The sequence below is a fragment of the Pseudomonas sp. Snoq117.2 genome (assembly GCF_900110545.1).
In the GTDB taxonomy this organism is placed as follows: Bacteria; Pseudomonadota; Gammaproteobacteria; order Pseudomonadales; family Pseudomonadaceae; genus Chryseomonas; species Chryseomonas benzopyrenica.
In genome coordinates, this window is sequence record NZ_FOED01000001.1 from 1,140,362 (window position 1) to 1,159,007 (window position 18,646).

General features: G+C 67.6%; 13 protein-coding genes. 4 read left to right on the forward strand and 9 right to left on the reverse strand.

The features are described 5' to 3' along the window. Nucleotides 1-506 precede the first annotated feature (506 nt). Both BMZ43_RS05585 and BMZ43_RS26450 read left to right on the forward strand, forming a co-directional pair. A complete protein-coding gene (locus BMZ43_RS05585) occupies nucleotides 507-2,318 on the forward strand; it encodes an ABC transporter ATP-binding protein (RefSeq protein ID WP_093250782.1) in 1,812 nt (603 codons plus the stop codon). Nucleotides 2,319-2,382: 64 nt separating this feature from the next. Then, a complete protein-coding gene (locus BMZ43_RS26450) occupies nucleotides 2,383-2,535 on the forward strand; it encodes a hypothetical protein (protein WP_167348555.1) in 153 nt (50 codons plus the stop codon). 315 nt (nucleotides 2,536-2,850) lie between these two features. Here BMZ43_RS26450 and treA read toward each other — a convergent pair whose 3' ends face one another. The 3 genes from treA to BMZ43_RS05600 form a co-directional block, all read right to left on the reverse strand. Then, nucleotides 2,851-4,494 (reverse strand): alpha,alpha-trehalase TreA, encoded by a 1,644-nt coding sequence (gene treA, locus BMZ43_RS05590; RefSeq protein WP_093250785.1) that lies wholly within the window; start codon nucleotides 4,492-4,494, stop codon nucleotides 2,851-2,853. Nucleotides 4,495-4,593: 99 nt separating this feature from the next. Continuing rightward, nucleotides 4,594-6,507: a hybrid sensor histidine kinase/response regulator gene (locus tag BMZ43_RS05595; RefSeq protein ID WP_064308620.1), complete on the reverse strand. Its 1,914-nt coding sequence runs from the start codon at nucleotides 6,505-6,507 to the stop codon at nucleotides 4,594-4,596. A gap of 126 nt (nucleotides 6,508-6,633) precedes the next feature. Then, complete coding sequence (locus BMZ43_RS05600; protein WP_093250789.1) at nucleotides 6,634-10,059, reverse strand: AAA family ATPase; 3,426 nt, start codon at nucleotides 10,057-10,059, stop codon at nucleotides 6,634-6,636. A gap of 172 nt (nucleotides 10,060-10,231) precedes the next feature. Here BMZ43_RS05600 and BMZ43_RS26455 point away from each other — a divergent pair, with 172 nt between their 5' ends. Beyond that, nucleotides 10,232-10,369 carry a hypothetical protein gene (locus tag BMZ43_RS26455; protein WP_156522344.1) on the forward strand — a complete coding sequence of 46 codons (138 nt, stop codon included), beginning with the start codon at nucleotides 10,232-10,234 and terminating at the stop codon, nucleotides 10,367-10,369. 42 nt (nucleotides 10,370-10,411) lie between these two features. Here BMZ43_RS26455 and BMZ43_RS05605 read toward each other — a convergent pair whose 3' ends face one another. From BMZ43_RS05605 to BMZ43_RS05625, 5 genes are all read right to left on the reverse strand, one after another. Continuing rightward, nucleotides 10,412-11,587, reverse strand: a complete 1,176-nt coding sequence (locus BMZ43_RS05605; RefSeq protein ID WP_064308622.1) for a zinc-dependent alcohol dehydrogenase — start codon at nucleotides 11,585-11,587, stop codon at nucleotides 10,412-10,414. Beyond that, nucleotides 11,587-12,426 (reverse strand): SRPBCC family protein, encoded by an 840-nt coding sequence (locus BMZ43_RS05610; protein WP_093250794.1) that lies wholly within the window; start codon nucleotides 12,424-12,426, stop codon nucleotides 11,587-11,589. The genes BMZ43_RS05605 and BMZ43_RS05610 overlap by 1 nt, the downstream gene beginning before the upstream one ends. 100 nt (nucleotides 12,427-12,526) lie before the next feature. Beyond that, entirely contained in the window at nucleotides 12,527-13,732 is a 1,206-nt protein-coding gene (gene sbcD / locus BMZ43_RS05615; protein WP_093251020.1) for an exonuclease subunit SbcD, read from the reverse strand. A 182-nt stretch (nucleotides 13,733-13,914) separates the two neighbouring features. Continuing rightward, nucleotides 13,915-15,105, reverse strand: coding sequence for an MFS transporter (locus BMZ43_RS05620; RefSeq protein ID WP_093250798.1), 1,191 nt, complete (start codon nucleotides 15,103-15,105; stop codon nucleotides 13,915-13,917). Between the two features lie 174 nt (nucleotides 15,106-15,279). After that, nucleotides 15,280-16,140, reverse strand: a complete 861-nt coding sequence (locus tag BMZ43_RS05625; protein ID WP_093250802.1) for a LysR family transcriptional regulator — start codon at nucleotides 16,138-16,140, stop codon at nucleotides 15,280-15,282. Between the two features lie 97 nt (nucleotides 16,141-16,237). Between BMZ43_RS05625 and BMZ43_RS05630 the strand changes: the two genes are divergently transcribed. Beyond that, nucleotides 16,238-17,137, forward strand: a complete 900-nt coding sequence (locus BMZ43_RS05630; protein WP_064308625.1) for a DMT family transporter — start codon at nucleotides 16,238-16,240, stop codon at nucleotides 17,135-17,137. Between the two features lie 414 nt (nucleotides 17,138-17,551). Here the strand turns inward: BMZ43_RS05630 and BMZ43_RS05640 are convergent, their stop codons facing one another. After that, complete coding sequence (locus BMZ43_RS05640; RefSeq protein WP_093250807.1) at nucleotides 17,552-18,565, reverse strand: GlxA family transcriptional regulator; 1,014 nt, start codon at nucleotides 18,563-18,565, stop codon at nucleotides 17,552-17,554. Nucleotides 18,566-18,646: the final 81 nt, after the last annotated feature.

Here is an 18,646-nt window from a genome sequence, read left to right on the forward strand (position 1 = left end):
GCCATACCCCGCCCGATCCGCCTACCGACCTCAAATAGCGCCCAACAAAAAACCCGCCGAAGCGGGTTCTTTGTTGCGACCATCCCAACATCCTGTCAGGCGCCATCCTGGCCTGGTCTTCATCCGTGACCTCAGGGCTGCGCATCCTGCGCGGCTGATGGGTGTAGATTACGCAACCAACGGCAGCGGCGACATGGCCAGCTGACACCAGGGCGTGTAAGCCTTTTGCCATAGCCCGCCAACCAGAAATCGCGCCCAACAAAAAACCCGCCGAAGCGGGTTCTTTGTTGCGACCATCCCAACGTCCTGTCAGGCGCCATCCTGGCCTGGTCTTCGTCCGTGACCTCAGGGCTGCGCATCCTGCGCGGCTGATGGGTGTAGATTACGCAGCCCCTGCGGACGGCAACATGGCCAGGTGACACCAGGACGTGTAAGCCTTTTGCCATAGCCTGGGGAACACGACGACCGCTGCCCCACCTAATGCTGACCCCTGCCGAAGACCCACCATGGCCCTCTCCACCTCCTTCGCTATCGTGCAACAGCAGATGCACCGCGCTGCCGGCCTGGTCTGGAGCACCTCTCCCGCACTGATGATCGGCCTGTTCCTGGCGACCCTGGTCGCCGGCCTGCTGCCGGCCCTGGCCGCCTGGCTGGGACAGCGTATCGTCGATGCCGTGGTAGCGGCCATGCGGCTGCATGCCGAGCAGGGTCAGGCACCACTGTGGCCGGTACTGAAATTCGTGCTGGCCGAAGCCGGGGTGCTGGCCGCCCTGGCGGGCGCCCAGCGCCTGCTGTCGGTGCAGCAATCGCTGCTGCGGGTGCGCCTGGGGCAGACCGTGAATCTGCTGATCCTGGAAAAGGCCCAGACCCTGTCGCTGGCGCAATTCGAGGACGCCGAGTTCTACGACAAGCTGGTGCGAGCCCGGCGCGAGGCTTCGATACGACCGCTGGCCCTGGTGACCAAGTCCCTCACCTTGCTGCAGAACCTCATCTCCCTGGTCAGCTTCGCCGTGCTGCTGGTGCATTTCTCGCCTTGGGCCCTGCTGCTCCTGGTGGTAGGCGCCCTGCCGGTGTTTCTGGCCGAAGCGCGCTTTTCCGGCGATGCCTTTCGCCTGTTCAGCCGGCGTGCGCCCGAGACCCGCCGCCAGACCTATCTGGAAACCCTGCTCTCCCACGAGGCCTACATCAAGGAGGTCAAGCTGTTCGGCTTGGCGCCGCTGCTGCTGGAGCGCTATCGCACCACCTTCGCCAAGCTCTATGCCGAGGACCGCCGCCTGACCCTGAGACGTGACGGCTGGGGGTTCGTCTTTGGCCTGCTGGGCACCCTCGCCTTCTATGCCGCCTATGCCTGGGTGGTGCTCGATACCGTGCGCGGTCGCCTGAGCCTGGGCCAGATGACCCTCTATCTCACCCTGTTCCGCCAGGGTCAGGCGGCGGTCAGCGCCAGCCTGACGGCCCTGGGCGGGCTCTACGAAGACAGCCTCTACCTGAGCAATCTCTACGACTATCTGGGCCAGCCGACCAGTGCCGAGGGCGGCAGTCTCACCCTGGGCAGCCAGCCTGGCGACGGCCTGAGATTCGAAGGGGTCGGCTTCACCTATCCGGGTGCGACCGCGCCGACGCTCAAGGACATCAGCTTTCACCTGGCGCCGGGCCAGAGCCTGGCCCTGGTGGGCGCCAACGGTTCGGGCAAGACCACCCTGATCAAGCTGCTGACCCGCCTGCACAGCCCGACGCGTGGCCGTATCCTGCTCGATGGCAGCGATCTGCAGGAGTGGCAGCCGGCGGCGCTGCACAGGCGCATCGGCGTCATCTTCCAGGACTTCATCCGCTACCAGCTCACCGCCGGCGAGAACCTGGGGGTCGGCGATACCGCGGCCTTCCACGACGAGACGCGCTGGCGCAAGGCAGCCGAGCAGGGCCTGGCCGACGAGGTCATCGCTGGTTTGCGCGAAGGCTACGAGACGCAACTGGGGCGCTGGTTCCTGGGCGGTCAGGAGCTGTCCGGCGGGCAGTGGCAAAAGATCGCCCTGTCGCGCGCCTACATGCGCGAAGACGCCGACATCCTGGTGCTGGACGAACCCACCGCCGCCCTGGACGCCGCGGCCGAGGCGGTGATCTTCGAGCGCTTTCGGGCCCAGGCGCAGCAACGCATGACCCTGCTGATCTCGCACCGTTTCTCCAGCGTGCGCAACGCCGATCAGATCCTGGTGCTGGAAGACGGAGAGATCCGCGAGCGTGGCGATCACGAGGAGTTGCTGGCCAGCGGCGGCCGCTATGCCCAGCTGTTCGATCTGCAGGCCCGGGGTTATCGCTGATCGCCGGTGGCGAACTTCGCGCAGGGCGCTCTGCCCAACCTTAACAACCACTCGCGGAGGCCGCATGAACGATCAGATCAAGGAAAACCCCGACGACCTGGACATCGATCCGGACATCGCGCCCGATCCCGAAGAGCCCGTGGGCGATGACCCGGAAGACCGGCCGGTGGAAGAGCGCCTGCCGCAAAAGAATCCGCGCGATCCGGAGTACAGCTGATGAACGCCATCCTGCCGCTGCCCGAGGATGAAGATCCGGAAGGGCTGCATCCTGCGGAGCTGCCCGCGGACGAAGACGATGCGCCGCCCGTGGATCCGCTGTGACGGGTCAGGCGTAGGGTTTGCCCTCACCCCAACCCTCTCCCCGAGGGAGAGGGTGAATGGTGGCCCGTAGGTTGGGTTGAGCGCAGCGAAGCCCAACGCTTTCCGGGCCGGCACAGGTTTGTTGGGCTTCGACGATGGAGCCGTCTCAGCCCAACCTACGGAAATTCCGCATCATGAAAAAGGTCCGCCATGGCGGACCTTTTCTTTGGCCTTACTTCGGGCCGGGTTGCGGTTGGTAGAGTTCGAGCAACTTGAGCGTGACGCCGTTGGTCCAGCCGAAGCCGTCCTGCAGCTCGTACTCGCCGCCGCCACCGCCCTGGCCACCAGTGAGGTCGTATTTTTCCACCAGCTTCTGCTCCCGGGCGTAGAGATTCTGCACCTGGGTCAGGAAGCGGGTGCCGATGTCCGCCGCCAGCTTGTCCTGCTGATAGCGGCGCAGGCCATCCACGGCCACCCACTGCAGCGGTGCCCAGCCATTGGGCTCATCCCATTGCTGGCCGGTCTTGACCGTGGTGGTGGCGATGCCGCCCGGACGCAGCAGCTGGTTGGCCACGGTCGCGGCGGTCTGGTCGGCGCTGCTCTGGCTGGCCGCACCCACGAACAATGGGAACAACGTCGCCGCGGTGACCTTGTCGGTGCGGCGCTTGGCCTGCCAGTCGAAGTCGGTGTAGTAGCCGGCGGGATTCCACAGGTAGCGATCGATGGCCTGCTGGCGGGTCTTGGCCTTCTGGCTGTAGGCCTGGACGCAACTGGCCTCGCCGGTCTTCTCGCAGGCCTTGGCGATGGTCTGTTCCAGGTGATAGAGCAGGCTGTTCAGATCCACCGGGGCGATGGCGGTGGTGCGGATGGTCGCCAGGGTCTTGCCATCGCCGAGCCAGCGCGAGGAAAAGTCCCAGCCACTCTCGGCACCCGCGCGCAGGTCTCGATAGACCTCGCCGGCCGGTCGACCCTTGGCCTGGGCGGCGGTGGCCAGGTCTTCCATATAGGACTCCTGGCGCGGGGTATCGCGGGCGTCCCAGTAGCGATTTAGCAGGGTGCCGTCGGCCAGCTTGACCACATGGGCGTTGGCCTGGCCTGCCTGCAGCCCTTCGGCGCCGGCCATCCAGTAGGCGTATTCCTTCTGCAGCTGCGGGAGATAGCGACGATAGGCGGAATCGCCTTCCAGGCTGGCCTGCAGGTCGACCATGTAGGCGAAGAACGGCGGCTGCGAGCGACTCAGGTAGTAGCTGCGATTGCCGTTGGGGATGTGGCCGTAGACGTCGATCTCATGGGCGAAGTTGTCCACCATGTCGCGGACCAGGTCGGTGCGCCCATCCTTGGCCAGGCCCAGCATGGTGAAGTAGGAATCCCAGTAGTACACCTCACGGAAGCGACCGCCCGGTACCACATAGGGCTTGGGCAGCGGCAACAGGCTGCTGTAGGCCGGGACCTGTTCGTAATGGCGGGTCAGTACCGGCCAGAGGTCCTTGACGTGGGTGGGCAGGTCGGCGCCCGCCTTGGGCGGCTCGGCCTTGATCGGAGCGGATTCTTCGAAGTTGGCGCTGACGAAGGCCTTGAGATCGAAGCCCGGCTTGTCGCGCTGAGCCAGGTAGTCCTGGCGGATGTCGGCCGGATTGCGCTTGGGCAGGGCATCGACGAAATGCTTCTGGTCGGTGAACAGCTTGCCCTGCTGCACCGCGGCGAACAGCTCGGGATAGGCCTGGTCCGGCGGCACGGCGCGGGCGTTGCTGGCGTCACGCCAACTCCAGGTCGGGGTTTCCGGCTTGCTGCCCTCATGGGCGCAGGCGGCGAGAAAGGCGATGGACAGGGACAGGACGAGCATCCGCGCGGGTGGCGCAGGTGGCAGGCGTTTCATGAAGCGCTCCTTTTCTTGTCGACACGACAGCAGCCGCAACAGACGTTGCGACACGAAAGGATCGACCCTGAAGCGCCGCGACAGTTCGCCGCGACGGGCTCAGCTACCCGGGCGCAGACGCCTCACGCTGCGCGCCAGTTCCTCCAGGCCGAAGGGCTTGCCGATGAGTTCGACGCCCTCCTCGGCCAGCTCCGGCAAGGACGCGGGATCGGCCTGGCCGGACAGATAGAGCACCGGCAGTCCGGGGCTGGTGGCCCTGGCCTGCTCGGCCAGTTGCCGGCCATCCAGCCCGGAGAGGCCGAGACTGGTCACCAGCAGATCGATGCGCAGGGTGCCCGAGGCGATGAGGGCAACCGCGGTGGCGCTGTCGGCCACCGCCAGCGGGGTGTAGCCCAGTTCCGCCAGCACCTCGCCGATGATGACGCGAACCTCGCGCTCTTCCTCGACGATCAGCGCGCAGTCACCGGAGACTTCCGGCAGCACCGGGCCTTCGGCTTCGCTGGGGGTGGGCTGCACCTCGGGCTGGGCCAGCAACCGCGGCAGATAGAGACTGATGCAGGTGCCCTCGCCCACCACCGAGTGGATTTCCACCTGGCCACCGGATTGGCGGACGAAACCATAGATCATCGACAGGCCGAGACCAGTGCCGCGACCGCTGGGCTTGGTGGTGAAGAAGGGCTCGCAGGCACGTTTGAGGGTATCGGCGTCCATGCCGGTGCCGGTATCGCAGACCTGGATACGGACGAAATCACCGGCCACCGTCTCGATCGGCAAGCCGATGCTGAGGGGGCCGCTGACGTTTTCTACCCGGATGCTCAGATTGCCGCCTTCGGGCATGGCGTCGCGGGCGTTGATGGCCAGGTTGAGGATGGCGTTTTCCAACTGGTGCGGATCGCAATGCAGCAGCCAGAGGTCGGCGTCCAGCTGGACGTCCTTGCGTATCTTCTTGCCCAGGCTGTGGCGCAGCAACTCGTGCATGCCCTGCACCAGCTGACCGGCATCCACCGGGCGCGGTTCGAGCACCTGACGGCGGGCGAAGGCCAGCAGGCGCTGGGTCAGGGCAGCGGCGTTCTCGGCCGAGCGGGTAGCGGTGTCCAGATAGCGCTCTAGCTCCTGGATGCGTCCCTGCTGCACCCGCCGACGCATCAGGTCGAGCGAGCCGACGATGCCGGTCAGCAGGTTGTTGAAGTCGTGGGCGATGCCGCCGGTGAGTTGGCCGATGGCTTCCATCTTCTGCGCCTGGCGCAGTTCCTCTTCCAGGGCCACCAGCTCCTGGCTGCGCACCTCGATGCGTTCTTCCAGGTTGCGGTTGAGTTCGTCCAGGGCCTCGCGGGCCCGCACGGTTTCGCTGACGTCGCGAGAGATGGAGAGGAATTTCAGGGGGTTGCCGTCATCGCCCAGGATCGGCGTGACCACCACGTCCCACCAGCGCCGGGTGCCCTTGGCGGTGGGCGCGAGCCCGGTGAAGCGCCCAATGCCGCCGTGGCGCGCCGCCTCGATCGCGGCCAGCACCTCGTGACGCTGCCCCTCGGGCCAGAGTTCGGCCCAGAGGCGCCCCTGGAAGGGAATGAAGTCATCGATCTCCATGACCATCAGGCCGCCCGGATTCATGTATTCCAGGCGCCCTTCCAGATCGATCAGCTTGATGCAGTCGACGCTGCAGACCATGACGCTGCGCTTGAAGGCCTCGCCCTGCCAGAGCTCCGCCTCATGGCGGCGCTGCGCGGTGACGTCCAGCAGTACGCCGCCGGCCTCGCGCCGCTGGAACTGCAGGCAGCGCAACTGGCCATCGGCACCCTGGTGCCAGGCCTCCCAGACCTGCCCTGGCGCGGGCAGCAGTCCCTCGGGCGGCGTACTGCGACTCTGCAGGCCGCTCAGCACCTCGGCGGGTGGAAGGCCCCGGGCCAGCGCCTCGGCGTCCCGTTCCAGCATGGCCGCACAGGCGGCATCCGCGCGCCATTCGGCGCGGCTGGGATCGTATTCGAACAGGCCGACGGCAAGGAATTGGGACATGGTGGGTAGGTGGCCGGTAGGAAAAGGAGATGTCATAACGCCATCAAAGACGGCGAACCTGTCTACGTTAACAGTTTCATCGTTTCGCTTCGCGCTGCGCTTCGACCACTGCGCCGGAAAAATTACTCACTCGGTCGCGTTTTTCTCCACGGCATAGCGCCGCTCCAGACCGCTATGGCCCAAACCGACGCCCTTGCGCACCTTGAGCTGCACCGGAATGCGTTCCTTGAGCGCCTCCACGTGGCTGATGATGCCGATGGTCTTGCCGCTGGCATTGAGCTGGTCGAGGGCATCCAGGGCGACCTCCAGGGTTTCGCCATCGAGGGTACCAAAGCCCTCGTCGAGAAACAGCGAATCGATGCCGGTGCGCTGACTGACCAGATCCGACAGGGCCAGCGCCAGAGCCAGACTCACCAGGAAGCTCTCGCCACCGGACAGGGTACGGATGTCGCGCAGGGCATCGGCCTGCCAGGTGTCGAGGATCTGCAGTTCCAGTTCCGCCGCCTGGCGCCGGATCAGCCGATAGCGTCCGTGCAGACGCATGAGCTGACCATTGGCCAGGTGCACCAGGTGATCCAGGGTCAGGCCCTGGGCGAACTTGCGGAATTTAGCGCCGTCGGCCGAGCCGATCAGGCCGTTGAGGTGCTGCCAGAGATCGTGATCGCGCTCCTGGGCGGCGATCTCGCCGAGCAGGGCCTGCAGGCCGTCCCGGCGCCGTTCGTCTTCGCGCAGGGCGGCGTTGACCTCGCCCTGGCGCTGGCCCAGCGCACGCAATTCGGCGTTGGCGGCGGCCAGTTCGGCATCCAGCTCGGCGGCGCTGCGCTCGGTCTGCGGCGCGGCGTTCAAGGTTGCCAGGCGTTCCTGCGCCGCACCGGCCAAGGCGCGAGCCTCGGTCAGGGCGGTCTCCAGGCGGCTGCGCTCCGCGGTCAGGGCGGCGTGCTCGCCTTCGTCCAGTTGCGCGGCGCGCCAGGCGTCGGCATCGGCGAAGGCACTGGCGGCCAGGGCGGCCTGCCAGCGCTCGTCGGCCTCGCGGGCCTGGCGTGTTTCACCCGCCAGCCGCTCGTGCAGCGCCTGGCGGGTCCCCTGCAGCGCCGCGCCCTGGTCGCGGCAGTCCTCCCAGGTCGTGGTGGCCTCAACCAGGACGGCGGCGGCGTCTTGCGGCGCTACCGTGGCAGGCGCGACCTCGCCAGCGCGCTGGCGCCAGGTCGCCACCAGCGGGGCAAGCGTGGCCAGGCGCTGGGCGCTGTCCTTCAAGCGCTGCTGCAACGCCTGCGCTCGTTGGCAATCGGCCTGCCAGACTCGCCATTCCTGGTCGCGCTGGGCCAGCCATTCCGCCGCGCGACGGGGTACCTCATGGCCCCAGCCGGCCAGCTCCTCGCCCAGTCGACGCTCGGCACTGGTCTGTTGCGCCTGGGCTTCGCGCTGCTCGTCGGCCCCCTCGGCCAGCGCCTGGCGAGCCCGCTCCCAGGCCGCCTCGGCCAGGGCCAGGCGCTGTTCGGCATCGGCCTGCTGGCGCGCCAGGCGCAAGGCCTCCTGGCGACTTTCCTCGCCCTGCTGGCGCAGACCATCCAGGGTGGCGAGCACCTGCTGGATGCGCGCCAGTTCCTGATCCTGACGCCGGCGTAATTCGGCCACCGCGCCGGGCGCCTCGGGATCGGCGCCCAGGGCCGTGCAACGCTGGCGCCAGAGTTCGCCCAACTGCTCCAGTTGTTGACTGGCCTCGGTCTGCTGCTCGTTGGCCTGATCGAGTTGCGCCTTGAGCGCGGCCAGGGCCTCGCTGAGCTCCTTGCCCTCCTGGGTCAGGCGCTCCAGCTCGGCCTTGGCGTCCTGCAGGGCGGTCTGGGTGGCGGAGACGTCCAGAGCGGCATAGTCGGCCACCGCGGGATGCTCGCGAGAGCCGCACAGCGGACAGGGTTCGTCGGGCTGCAATGCAGCGCGCTGGGCCTCCAGACTGCGGATGACCCGCTCCTGTTCGAGCAGCTTCTCGCGCTCGCGCACCTGCTGGGCCACTTCGCGGTAGCGTCCGCGCAGGGCATCCAGGCGCACCTGATGATCGCCATGCTGGCGCTGGCGCTCGCCCTGGCTGCGGGCCAGGCGCTCCAGCTGGGTCTGCAGCTGGCGCCGACGCTCGACCAGCTGATCCAGCTGGTCCACCTCGTTGACCCGGCCCAGCGCGGCCTGCCAGAGGGCGCGCCAGGCCTTTTCGTCGCGCCCGTCCAGCGCCGCCTGCCAGCGTTCGGTCTGGGCCTGCTCCGTCGCCTGGGCCTGGGTGGCCTGCTCGCGGGCGCGGGTCAGCGCCCCCTGCTGGGCCTCGCGCTCCTCGGCCAGCAACTGCAGCTGGCGGGTCTGCTCCTGCTGGCGGCGGGTCAGGCGGGTCAGGGCCTCGGCTCTTTCGTCGCGTAGCGCCAGTTGGCTGCGCCAATCGCCCAGGCGTTCGCCGAGTTCGGCATGGCGGCTACGCTCGGCCAGGCTCTCGGTCAGGTGGTGCTGCTCCTCGAGCGTACGCGCCTGCTCCGCTTCGGCCTGGCGCAGCTGTTCGCCACTGGCGCCCAGGGCCTGGGCCAGGGCAACGTCACGGCGACTGGCCAGAATCTGGATGCGTTGATCGAGCTGTTCCAGCTCTTCCCGGCTGCGCTGTTCGCGGGTTTGGGCCTCGCGCCAGGCCTGTTCGATGGGCAGCAATCGCGCCGCCGGTTCGGCCGCCGCCAATCGCTGGCGCTGCGGCTCGGCGGCCTCCCAGGCCTGCTGCGCCGCGGCCAGGCGCGCCTCGGCCTGCTGCTCGCCCGCCACCGCCTGCTCCAGGGCGGTCAGCCACTGGCGTTGGGTCTGCCAGGTCTTGAGGTCGGCGCCCAGCTGCTCTTCGCGCTGCGCCAGACCGAGACCCTCGGCGGCCAGCGCCTGACGGCGTTCGTCGTCCAGTACCTCGACTCCCGCGACGCGCTGGCGCAGGCCGTCCAGCACGCCCTTGGCCTCCCGCGCCCGCTCGTATACCCGCTGGGAGATCTGGCCATACACGGCGGTCCCGGTCAGCTCTTCCAGGAGTTCGGCGCGCTGGCTGGCACTGGCCTCCAGGAAGGCGGCGAAGCCCCCCTGGGCCAGCAGCATGGAGCGGGTGAAGCGCTCGAAGTCGAGGCCGGTGAGTTCTTCGGTGAGCCTGAGCTTGTCGCCGGTCTTTTCGGCGAGGATGGTCCCATCGAGCCGGGCCAGTTCAACCTTGGGTGGCTGCAGGGCGCCATCGGCACGATCCCGCGCGCGCCTCTGACTCCAGAAGGCCCGGTAGCGCTCGCCACGCACGGCGAATTCCACCTCGGCGAGGCAGTCGCCGGTATGGCGGGTCATGAGTTCGTTGCTCTCCCCGCCCACCTTGCTCATGCGTGGGGTGCGGTGATAGAGCGCCAGGCAGATGGCATCCAGCAGCGTGGTCTTGCCCGCCCCGGTCGGTCCGGTGATGGCGAACAGGCCACTGCTGGCGAAGGGTTCGGCGGTGAAGTCGATCTTCCACTCACCCTTGAGGGAATTGAGGTTCTTCAGGCGCAGGGTGAGGATCTTCATCGGGCTTTTCCAGGACGACTCGGCGAACCGCCGATTCTGGCATTGTTGGGCGCGCGCGCCCATGCCAACCGACCATTCGACCTATGGTCATGCCCGCTGCTGAACTTGCCTCCCGCTCCGTTCTCAACAGAAAGGTACCGCCTTGCAACAACGTTTCCCGGGAGGATCCGTCGTGCGCTCACCTCTGTCTCCCTTCGATTTTCTTGGCATGCCGCTGCTGATCGGCCTGGGCATCCTGGCACTGGTCAGTTGCGGTGGTGATGACAAGACCGCTGCGCTCTGGCAGCCGCTGACAACCTGGCTGGTCTAGCGGATAAAAAGCCCGACGATCCTGGGATCGCCGGGCGGCCCCTCAAGGCATGAACACCGCCCTCATGCAGTTCTTGTCCTTGGACTTGAACAGCTCGTAGCCATAGGGCGATTCCTCCAGACTCATCGGGTGGGTGAGCAGGTAGGACGGATCCAGCTCGCCTTTCTGGATGTGCTCGAACAGCCGCTCCACATAGCGCTGCCCCGGCTGCTGACCCGATCTCAGGGTCAGGGCCTTGTTGACGATGGCGCCCATGGGAAACTTGTCGATCAAGCCGCCATAGACCCCGATCACCGACACCGTACCGCCCTTGCGACAGGCGCGGATGGCCTGGCGTAGCGCCGACCCACGCTCGGTGTGCAGGCGCAGCATCTGCTTGGTCTTGTCGTAGGCGTAATCCAACTGGGTGCCATGGGCCTCCATGCCGACACAATCGATGCAGCGATCGGGGCCGCGCCCGCCAGTCAGTTCCAGCAAGGCTTCATGGATGTTGGTGGTCTCGTAGTCGAGGACGATGGCACCGGCCTTCTCGGCCGCCAGCTGCAGGCGATCACTGAAGCGGTCGATGGCGATGACCCGCTCGGCGCCCAGCAGGTAGGCGCTGCGAATGGCCATCTGGCCAACGCCACCACAACCCCAGACCGCCACGGTATCACCGGGCTGGATGTCGGCGATGTCGGCGGCGTAGTAGCCGGTGGGCACGGCGTCGGACACGAACACCGCCTGGGCATCGCTGACGCCGTCGGGCACCTTGAACAGGTTGACGTCGGCATAGGGCACCCGCACGTAGGTCGCGTGGCTGCCGGCATAGCCGCCGAAGGCGTGGCTGTAGCCAAAGATGCCGGAACAGGGCTGCCCGTAGGCCAGTTCGGTCATTTCAGGCTTGGGATTGCTGTTGTCGCAGCAGTTGTAATCCTCGCGCTGGCAGTGCTCGCAGTCCCCACAGCCGATGATGGAGACGGTCACCACTCGATCGCCCACGGCCAGGCCCTGGTTGCGCAGGCTGCTGCCCAGCTCGACGATCTCGCCGAGGAATTCGTGGCCGATGATGTCGCCGGGTTTCATCGCCGGGACATAGCCGCCCAGCAGGTGCAGGTCCGAGCCACACACCGAGGACATGATGATGCGCACGATGGCATCGCGCGGATTGAGGATCTCCGGATCCGGGACGGTTTCCACCTGCAGGCGGTTGGGGGCTTGCCAGGTCAGGGCACGCATCAATTCGCCCTCCCCGGAGTACCAAGGCCCGCGTCGATGTCAGCCGAGGGTTCATCGGCCGGGCGAGTCACCGGCGGATGGGGTGGCGCCAGCGGGCGACCGCTACGCGAGACTTCTGGGGTGGCGATCTCGCCGGTTTCCAGTTGCTGCTTGAGGCGGCGCAGGCCGAGGTTGACCGCCTTGCCGGTGAAGCGGCTGATGCCTTCGGTGACGGCATGGCCGAGCAGGCCGGCCGGGGCTTCGCAGGCCAGCACGACCTGCACCAGGGTGCCACGGCCCTGGGGCGCGTCACTGAAGGTCAGACTGGCCTTGTGCGCCATGAAGGTGCCGGGCACGGTGCTCCACAGCAGGAACTCGTTCTCGCGGCGCTCGCTCTGCTCCAGGGTCCAGCTCAGGGTGCGTCCCAGGGGACCGGAGGCATGCCAGTGGCTGTCGCCATCGGCACCCAGCTCGATGCGATCGACGAAGGGCAGCAGCTCGCGCAGGTGCTGCAGATCGGCGCAGTAGGCGAACACCTCTTCACGCGGCTTGGCGATGGTCACGCTGCGCTGGATGGCGGTGGGATTGCGCCAGCCCCAGCGTTCGCCCAAGGCCTGCTCGAAGGGCGACGGCTGCAGTGCGGCCTTGAGTTCGCAGCGCTGGCGTACCCCGCGGCTGAGGGCCATGGCGCCCAAGGCCATCTTCACGCAGCCGGCCAGACCACCGCGGCGCAAGCCGCCAAGGATCAGCAAGCCGCCGCCCAGCAGGGAAACCACCCGTTCGGTGCCCTGGACGTTGGGGACCTGGTTGTCGGAACGCTCATGGCGCGTGGCGGCGAGGGGTTGGGATAGGTCGTGCATGGGGTCTCCTCCGGTATGGGCTACATAGAGAGGGTGACCCCAGGGCGTGGGACGTTGTTCCGAAGGGGAAAATCGGCCCGATGGACGCGTTTCGCTGCGATCAGGCAGGCAACTCGCCAAGAACCTCGCGGTAAAGCCCTTCCAGGCGGGTGCGCAGCTCGTCGTCCAGGGTCTCTTCGGCCAGGCGCTGGCTGAACACGTCCAGGGGACTGAGTTCTTCCAGCGTTTCGTGCTGGGTACCCTGCAGGGTGGGCGCCACCGCGCTACGTGCGCGCCTTACCCGCAGTACCTCCAGCGGCAACTCGGCGACCAGGGCGGAGATGCGTGGCTGCAGATCGGCCAGGTAGTCGTCTCCGGTCACCACCACCTCGGCCCACACCGGGCACCCGGGGCGACCATCGGCAGCGGCCTCGATCAGCGCCGCACCCAGGGTATCGAGGCTGCCCTGCACCACGGCCAGGGGCTGGAAACAGGGCACCGCCACGGGCGTCACTCGCTCCAGGGCGGTGCCGAACTCCACCAGCAGGACCTGCTTGGCGCGCTCTTCGTCGAAACTCAGGCACAGTGGCGAGCCGCTGTAGCGCACCTGCTCCAGGCCGCCGACGCGCTGGGGTCGGTGGATATGGCCGAGGGCGATATAGTCCGCCGGCGGAAAGGCGCTGGTGGGAAAGGCGTCGAGGCTGCCGACATAGATCTCGCGCACCGACTCGCTGGCGCTGGCGCCCACGGTGGTCAGGTGGCCGGTGGCGATGATCGGCAGGGCCATGCCCAGCTCGGCGCGGCGCGCTTCGGCCAGACCATGGAGCTCGGCATAGTGCCCCTGGATGGCCTGCTGCAGCGCCTGGCGCTTTTCAGCGGCGCTTTGCCCGGCCTGGCTCTGCACCACGTCCCGTGGGCGGACGAAGGGAATGCCGCAGAGCAGCGCGCCGATCTCGCCATCGCGGCGACGCAACTCCAGCAACTGATCGGCCGGCGTCTCGCTGACGCAGGGGATCACCCGGGTGTCCAGGCAGGCCAGCAACTCGCGGGACTCGGCCAGCACCGCGGCGGAATCATGGTTGCCGCCCAGCACCACCAGGCTGGCACCGGTACCACGCAGGGCGACGATGAAACCGTTGTACAGCTCGCGGGCATAGCTCGGCGGCGTGGCGGTATCGAAGATATCTCCCGCCACCAGCACCACGTCCACCCCCTGCTCCTCCACCTGGGCGACCAGCCAGGCGAGAAAGGCGCGATGCTCGGCCTCGCGGGTGCGCCCGAGAAAGTGCTGCCCCAGGTGCCAGTCGGAAGTGTGCAGCAGGCGCAGGCCGCCTTGAGCGGTGGCCTTGCGGGCGCGTCTGGGCTTGGATTTTTCCTCGGGGGCAGCGGCGGGCAGATCGAACAGCGGGAGGTTTTCCATGGGTATCGGCGGTCAGAGCGGCAAAGAGGCGCAGTATCCTCCTCCTGCTGCACCGAGGGAAATCCGCGCCGGTACGCACGGCCGAGCGGTCACTCCGCGCAGGGCCGTGCCGCGATTGCCGCATCCCTTCGCAAGCCCAGGGGAAGCAGACTCAGCAGCCCCAGCAGCGCCATCCCCAGGCCGACCCACAGCGGCGCGCGCAGGCCCTGACCGGCATCGATGGCCGCGCCACCGGCCCAGGCGCCTACCGCCAGGCCCGCGGTGATCACCGAGGTGTGCAGGGTATTGACCAGGGGCCCTGGCGTGGCCGCGGCCATGACCCGAGCGACCATGGCCGGGTTGAGCGCCACCCCGGTCAGGCCGATCAGGGCAAGGGCCAGGAGGCTGGGCGCGGCGCTGTCGGCGCAACCGACGAACAGGGCGAAGCCCAGCGCCAGCACGGCCAGGCCGACGCCCTGCACCCTCAGGGTATGGCGATCGGCCAGCCGGCCCACCAGCAGATTGCCCAGCACATTGGCCAGGCCATAGCCCATCAGCAACCAGGGAATGGTGGTGGGCGCGAAACCCGTCACCTGGATGAGGATGGGCGAGAAGTAGCTGAAGCCGGCGAAGGTCGCACCGATGATCAGGCCGCTGGTGAGGTAGGCCGCCCAGAGCCGGGCACTGACCAGGGTATCTAGTTCTCCGCGCAACTGTCCGGCCGCGCGCGCCGGTGAGCGGGGCACGCACAGACCGACCAGGAGGGTGCAGCAGGCCGCCAGCAGGGCGACCGCCCAGAAGCTGGCGCGCCAGCCGGCCTGTTGCTCGATCAATACCGTACCCGGCACGCCAAACACCGGCGCCAGCATGAGGCCGGACAGGATCAGCGAGGCGGCCCGACCGCGACGATCCGGCGTGACCAGGTTGGCGCCCAGGGTCAGGCACAGGCCAATGCTGGCGGAGCTGGCGACACCCATGAGCACCCTGCCTGCCGCCATCACCGGATAGCTGGCCGCCAGCGCGGCCACCACGGCGCCCACCAGATAGAGCGACAGCAGCCATAGCAGCGCCGACTTTTCCGCCAGGCGCAGGGCCAGCAACAGCAGGGTCAGGGGTGGGCCGCCCAAGGCCATGCCCAGGGCATACCAGGAGATCAGATAGCCGATCTGGCCGATGGAGACGCCGAGATCAGCGGCCAATGTCGGCATCATGCCGGCGACCATGAATTCGGCGGTGGTCAGCGCGAAGATGGTGAGGGCCAGCAGATAGATGAGACGGGGGATGGCGGGTGGGGCATTCATGACAGGCGGAGGATTCCAGAAAAGCGGACAGGAGCGGCTGTAGCGGGCCGGACGGGCGGACTGATCCCGCGTGTCTCGGGGGTGGGGCTGGGTGCGATCGGTGCCAGGGTTGGCGCACCAAGGGCGGCACCTTAGTGGCTGCGCCGCCGTCCGGTCAAACATGGGGCCGCCGGGCTAGATCCGGAAATCCTCGGCGATCAGCCCGGCCAGAGAGGCGCAGGCGGGGCTGCGTTCGCCCGGTGGCGAGGCCAACCGCAGTTCGTGCACCGGCAGTTGTACAAAGCCCTCCTCCGGCGTCAATTCGCGCATCGGCGGGGTCATGCGCGCCCGGTCGGTGATGGCCACGGCCTGGCCCAGTTCGACCGCCGCCTCCAGCGCCGACGAGGCGGCGCTGGTCACCACCGCGTGCCAGCGCCGGCCCTGGCGGATCAGCAGATCGATGCCCAGCTCGCGATAGCTGCAGCCTTCGCCGTGCAGGGCCAGGGGCACGCTGGCGTCCGGGCTCAGCTGCAGACCGGGACCGGCGACCCACACCGGCTGGGTATGGCCGAACAGCTGGCCATCCGCCCGGTCGGTGCGCGGCGGCCCTACCAGCAGCGCCAGGTCCAGCAGCCCTTGGCCAAGCCAGCGACGGAGCTGGCCGCTATTGCCGGTAAGCACTTCGAGAACGATGCCAGGGTGCTCGCCTTGCAGGCGCGGCAAGACAGCCTTGAGCAGTCGCGCGGCATAGTCCTCGGCCACACCCAGGCGCACCTCGCCCACTACCGGCTGCCCCGTGAGACCGGCGAGGATGCGGTCGTGGGCCTGCAGCAGCTCGGCGGTCTCCAGCAGCACGCGGCGTCCGAGCGGGGTCAGGGTCACGGCCTGGTTGTCGCGCTCGAACAGCCGGCCGCCGGTCTGCTCTTCCAACCGGCGGATCTGGCTGCTCACCGCCGAGGGGCTGCGGTTGAGCTGCAGCGAGGCGGCGCGAAACTGCCCCAGCCGGACGATGGTATGAAAGGTGCGCAGGACGTCGATATCGAGGGGAGCAGGCATGATGCACCTTTATCGAAGAATAGCTGCATGTAATGTCGTTTGAGTGTATTAGCACCTCGGTCCAGGCTCAAGACATCCCGTCACCTGGAGTCTGGTCATGTCCCCTGCGCTGTCTTCTCCGTTGTTACGTCAATTCGCCCTGGTGCTGTGCTGGAGCGCCGGTTTCGTCGGTTATCGCTATGCAGCGGACCAGGCCCCTACCCTGCTGGTGACCTTCTGGCGCCTGCTGCTGGCCGCCCTGCTGTTGCTGCCGTTCGCCTGGACCGAGGTGCGGCGGCTACCGCTGAAGATCATTGGCCAACAGGCGGGTATCGGCGTCCTGGCCTTCGCCTGCTGCATTGCCCCTGCAGCCAAGGCCATCGAATTGGGTGTCTCACCTGGGCTGGCGGCACTGCTCTCGGATCTGTCGCCGCTGCTGGTGGCCCTGGGCTGCTGCCTGCTGCCGGGCCAGCGTACCAACGGGCGTCAGTGGCTCGGCCTGGGGCTGGGCCTGGCCGGGGTCCTGCTCGCGACCGGCGCCGGACTGGGGCTGGGCGTGGCGCCTGCCTGGGCCTATGCCCTGCCCTTGGGCAGCGCCCTGGCCCTGGCGCTGGCGACCCTGGTGCAGAGTCGCCTGCCACCCAGCCGCCTGGCCCTGCGGACCCAGCTGTTCATCCAGCTCGCAGCTAGTAGCCTGGTGATGCTGGGAGTGGCCGGGGTGGAAGGCCCGCTGACTCCACCGCTGACCCTTGGCTTCGCCCTGGCGGTTCTATGGCTGCTGATCCCGACCCTGCTCGGCTTCGGCCTCTACTGGCTGTGCCTGCGCCAGGGCAGCCCCCAGGCGGTGAGTGGCGCTCTCTATCTCAGTCCGCCGGTGGCGCTGCTGTGGGCCTGGGCCTGCTTCGACGAACCCCTGGCACCCGGCATGCTGCTCGGCCTGCTGTTCGCCCTGGCGGGGCTGCTGTGCCTGAATGCCGCGGAGCGGAGCGGCCGCCTGGAGCCGGCGCTGGGCAGATGAGGGTCTCCAGAACGCGATGCTGACGGCTGTCAGCATCGTCATGCGCCTCGTTCGATACGAGGCGCGCCCATGCTCACTCCTTTTCGTCAGCCTGCTCGTCGTGATCCTTGAGCGCAGGCTTCTTACCTGGTTGCGGCGCGTGCTCGGCATCGGGGGCGATGTCCTCACCATGATGCTTTTTTCTTGCTGCACTTTCTTGTCGTGAGCGACGTTGCGTGGATCGGTCATGGGATTTCCTTGGCTTGGTAGGTCATTCGGATCCCCATCGACGCATCATGCGGGCAGTGTTGCACCGGGGGTGATGTTTCGAGCGGGACGGCGCGCAGCCGTTCCAGCGCACCGACGAAACACTCTGAAGTAGGCCATGCAGGCGTTTTCTCGACGGTTGTCATTGCCTGGCGGCGTACCGGCAGGCTAGTACTTCAACCGCCGCTCCTTGGACGGCGGATAGCCGAAGTAGGCCGAGTATCTCTTGCTGAAGTGGGTGACCGAGGTGAAGCCGCAGGCCACCGCCACCTCCAGCACCGACAGGGTGGAGTGCTGCAGCAGGCGCCGTCCTTCGGTGATGCGCAACTCCAGGTAGTAGCGCATGGGCGCGGTATCGAGCTGCTCGCGGAACAGCCGCTCGACCTGGCGCCGCGAGCGGCCGGCGTAGTCGCACAGCTGCTCGATGGTCAGGGGCTCCTCGATGTTGGCCTCCATCAGGGTCACCACCTCGCGCAGCGGCGGCGTCATCTGCACCTTGAGCGTCGGATTGACCTGGCGGAAGCGCGATTCCTCGAAAGCCAGGATATTGACCAGGCCATCGGCCAGGGCGCTGCCGCACTGGGCGCCGATCCATTCGAGAAAGAGGTGGAAGGCGCCGCTGGGGCTGGCGGCGGTGAGGCGGTCGCGATCCAGCACATGGCTTTCCGCCGAGGTCTTGCAACCACGCACCCGCTCGCTGAAGGCGCCGCGGTGCTCGGGATGGATGGCGCAGCGATAGCCGTCCAGTACCCCGGCCTGACCCAGTTGCCAGGCGCCATTCCACAGGCCGCACAGGGTCACCTGCTGCTTGGCGGCACGCAGCAGCAGCGCCTTGAGCCGCGGATCCAGCTCCAGCGGTGTCCGCAGCCCGCCGCAGACCACCAGCAGGTCGAAGCGGGCCTGCTCCACGGCGCGGTAGTCGCCATCCGGACGGATGACGATGCCGAGATCGCTGAGCACCTCGGCGCCGGTCGGGCTGTAGGTCTGGGTGGCGAAGGTGCCGGCGGCCAGCAGGTTGGCGGTCACCAGGGTATCCAGCGCCTGGGTGAAGGACGGCAGGGAGAAGTGATCGAGCAGGATGAAGCCGACCAGTCGGGAAAACTCCGGTCGCGGCCGCGTCGACTGCAACTGCAGGTAGTTCTTGCCCTGGATACCGCTGCCAAAGGTTCTTGAATCGATCACGCTATGCTGCCTTCTCCGACCTTGGGCTCATGCTAGCCGAAGCTCAACCTGGCGATGATCGGACTGCGACAGCTTCGCACC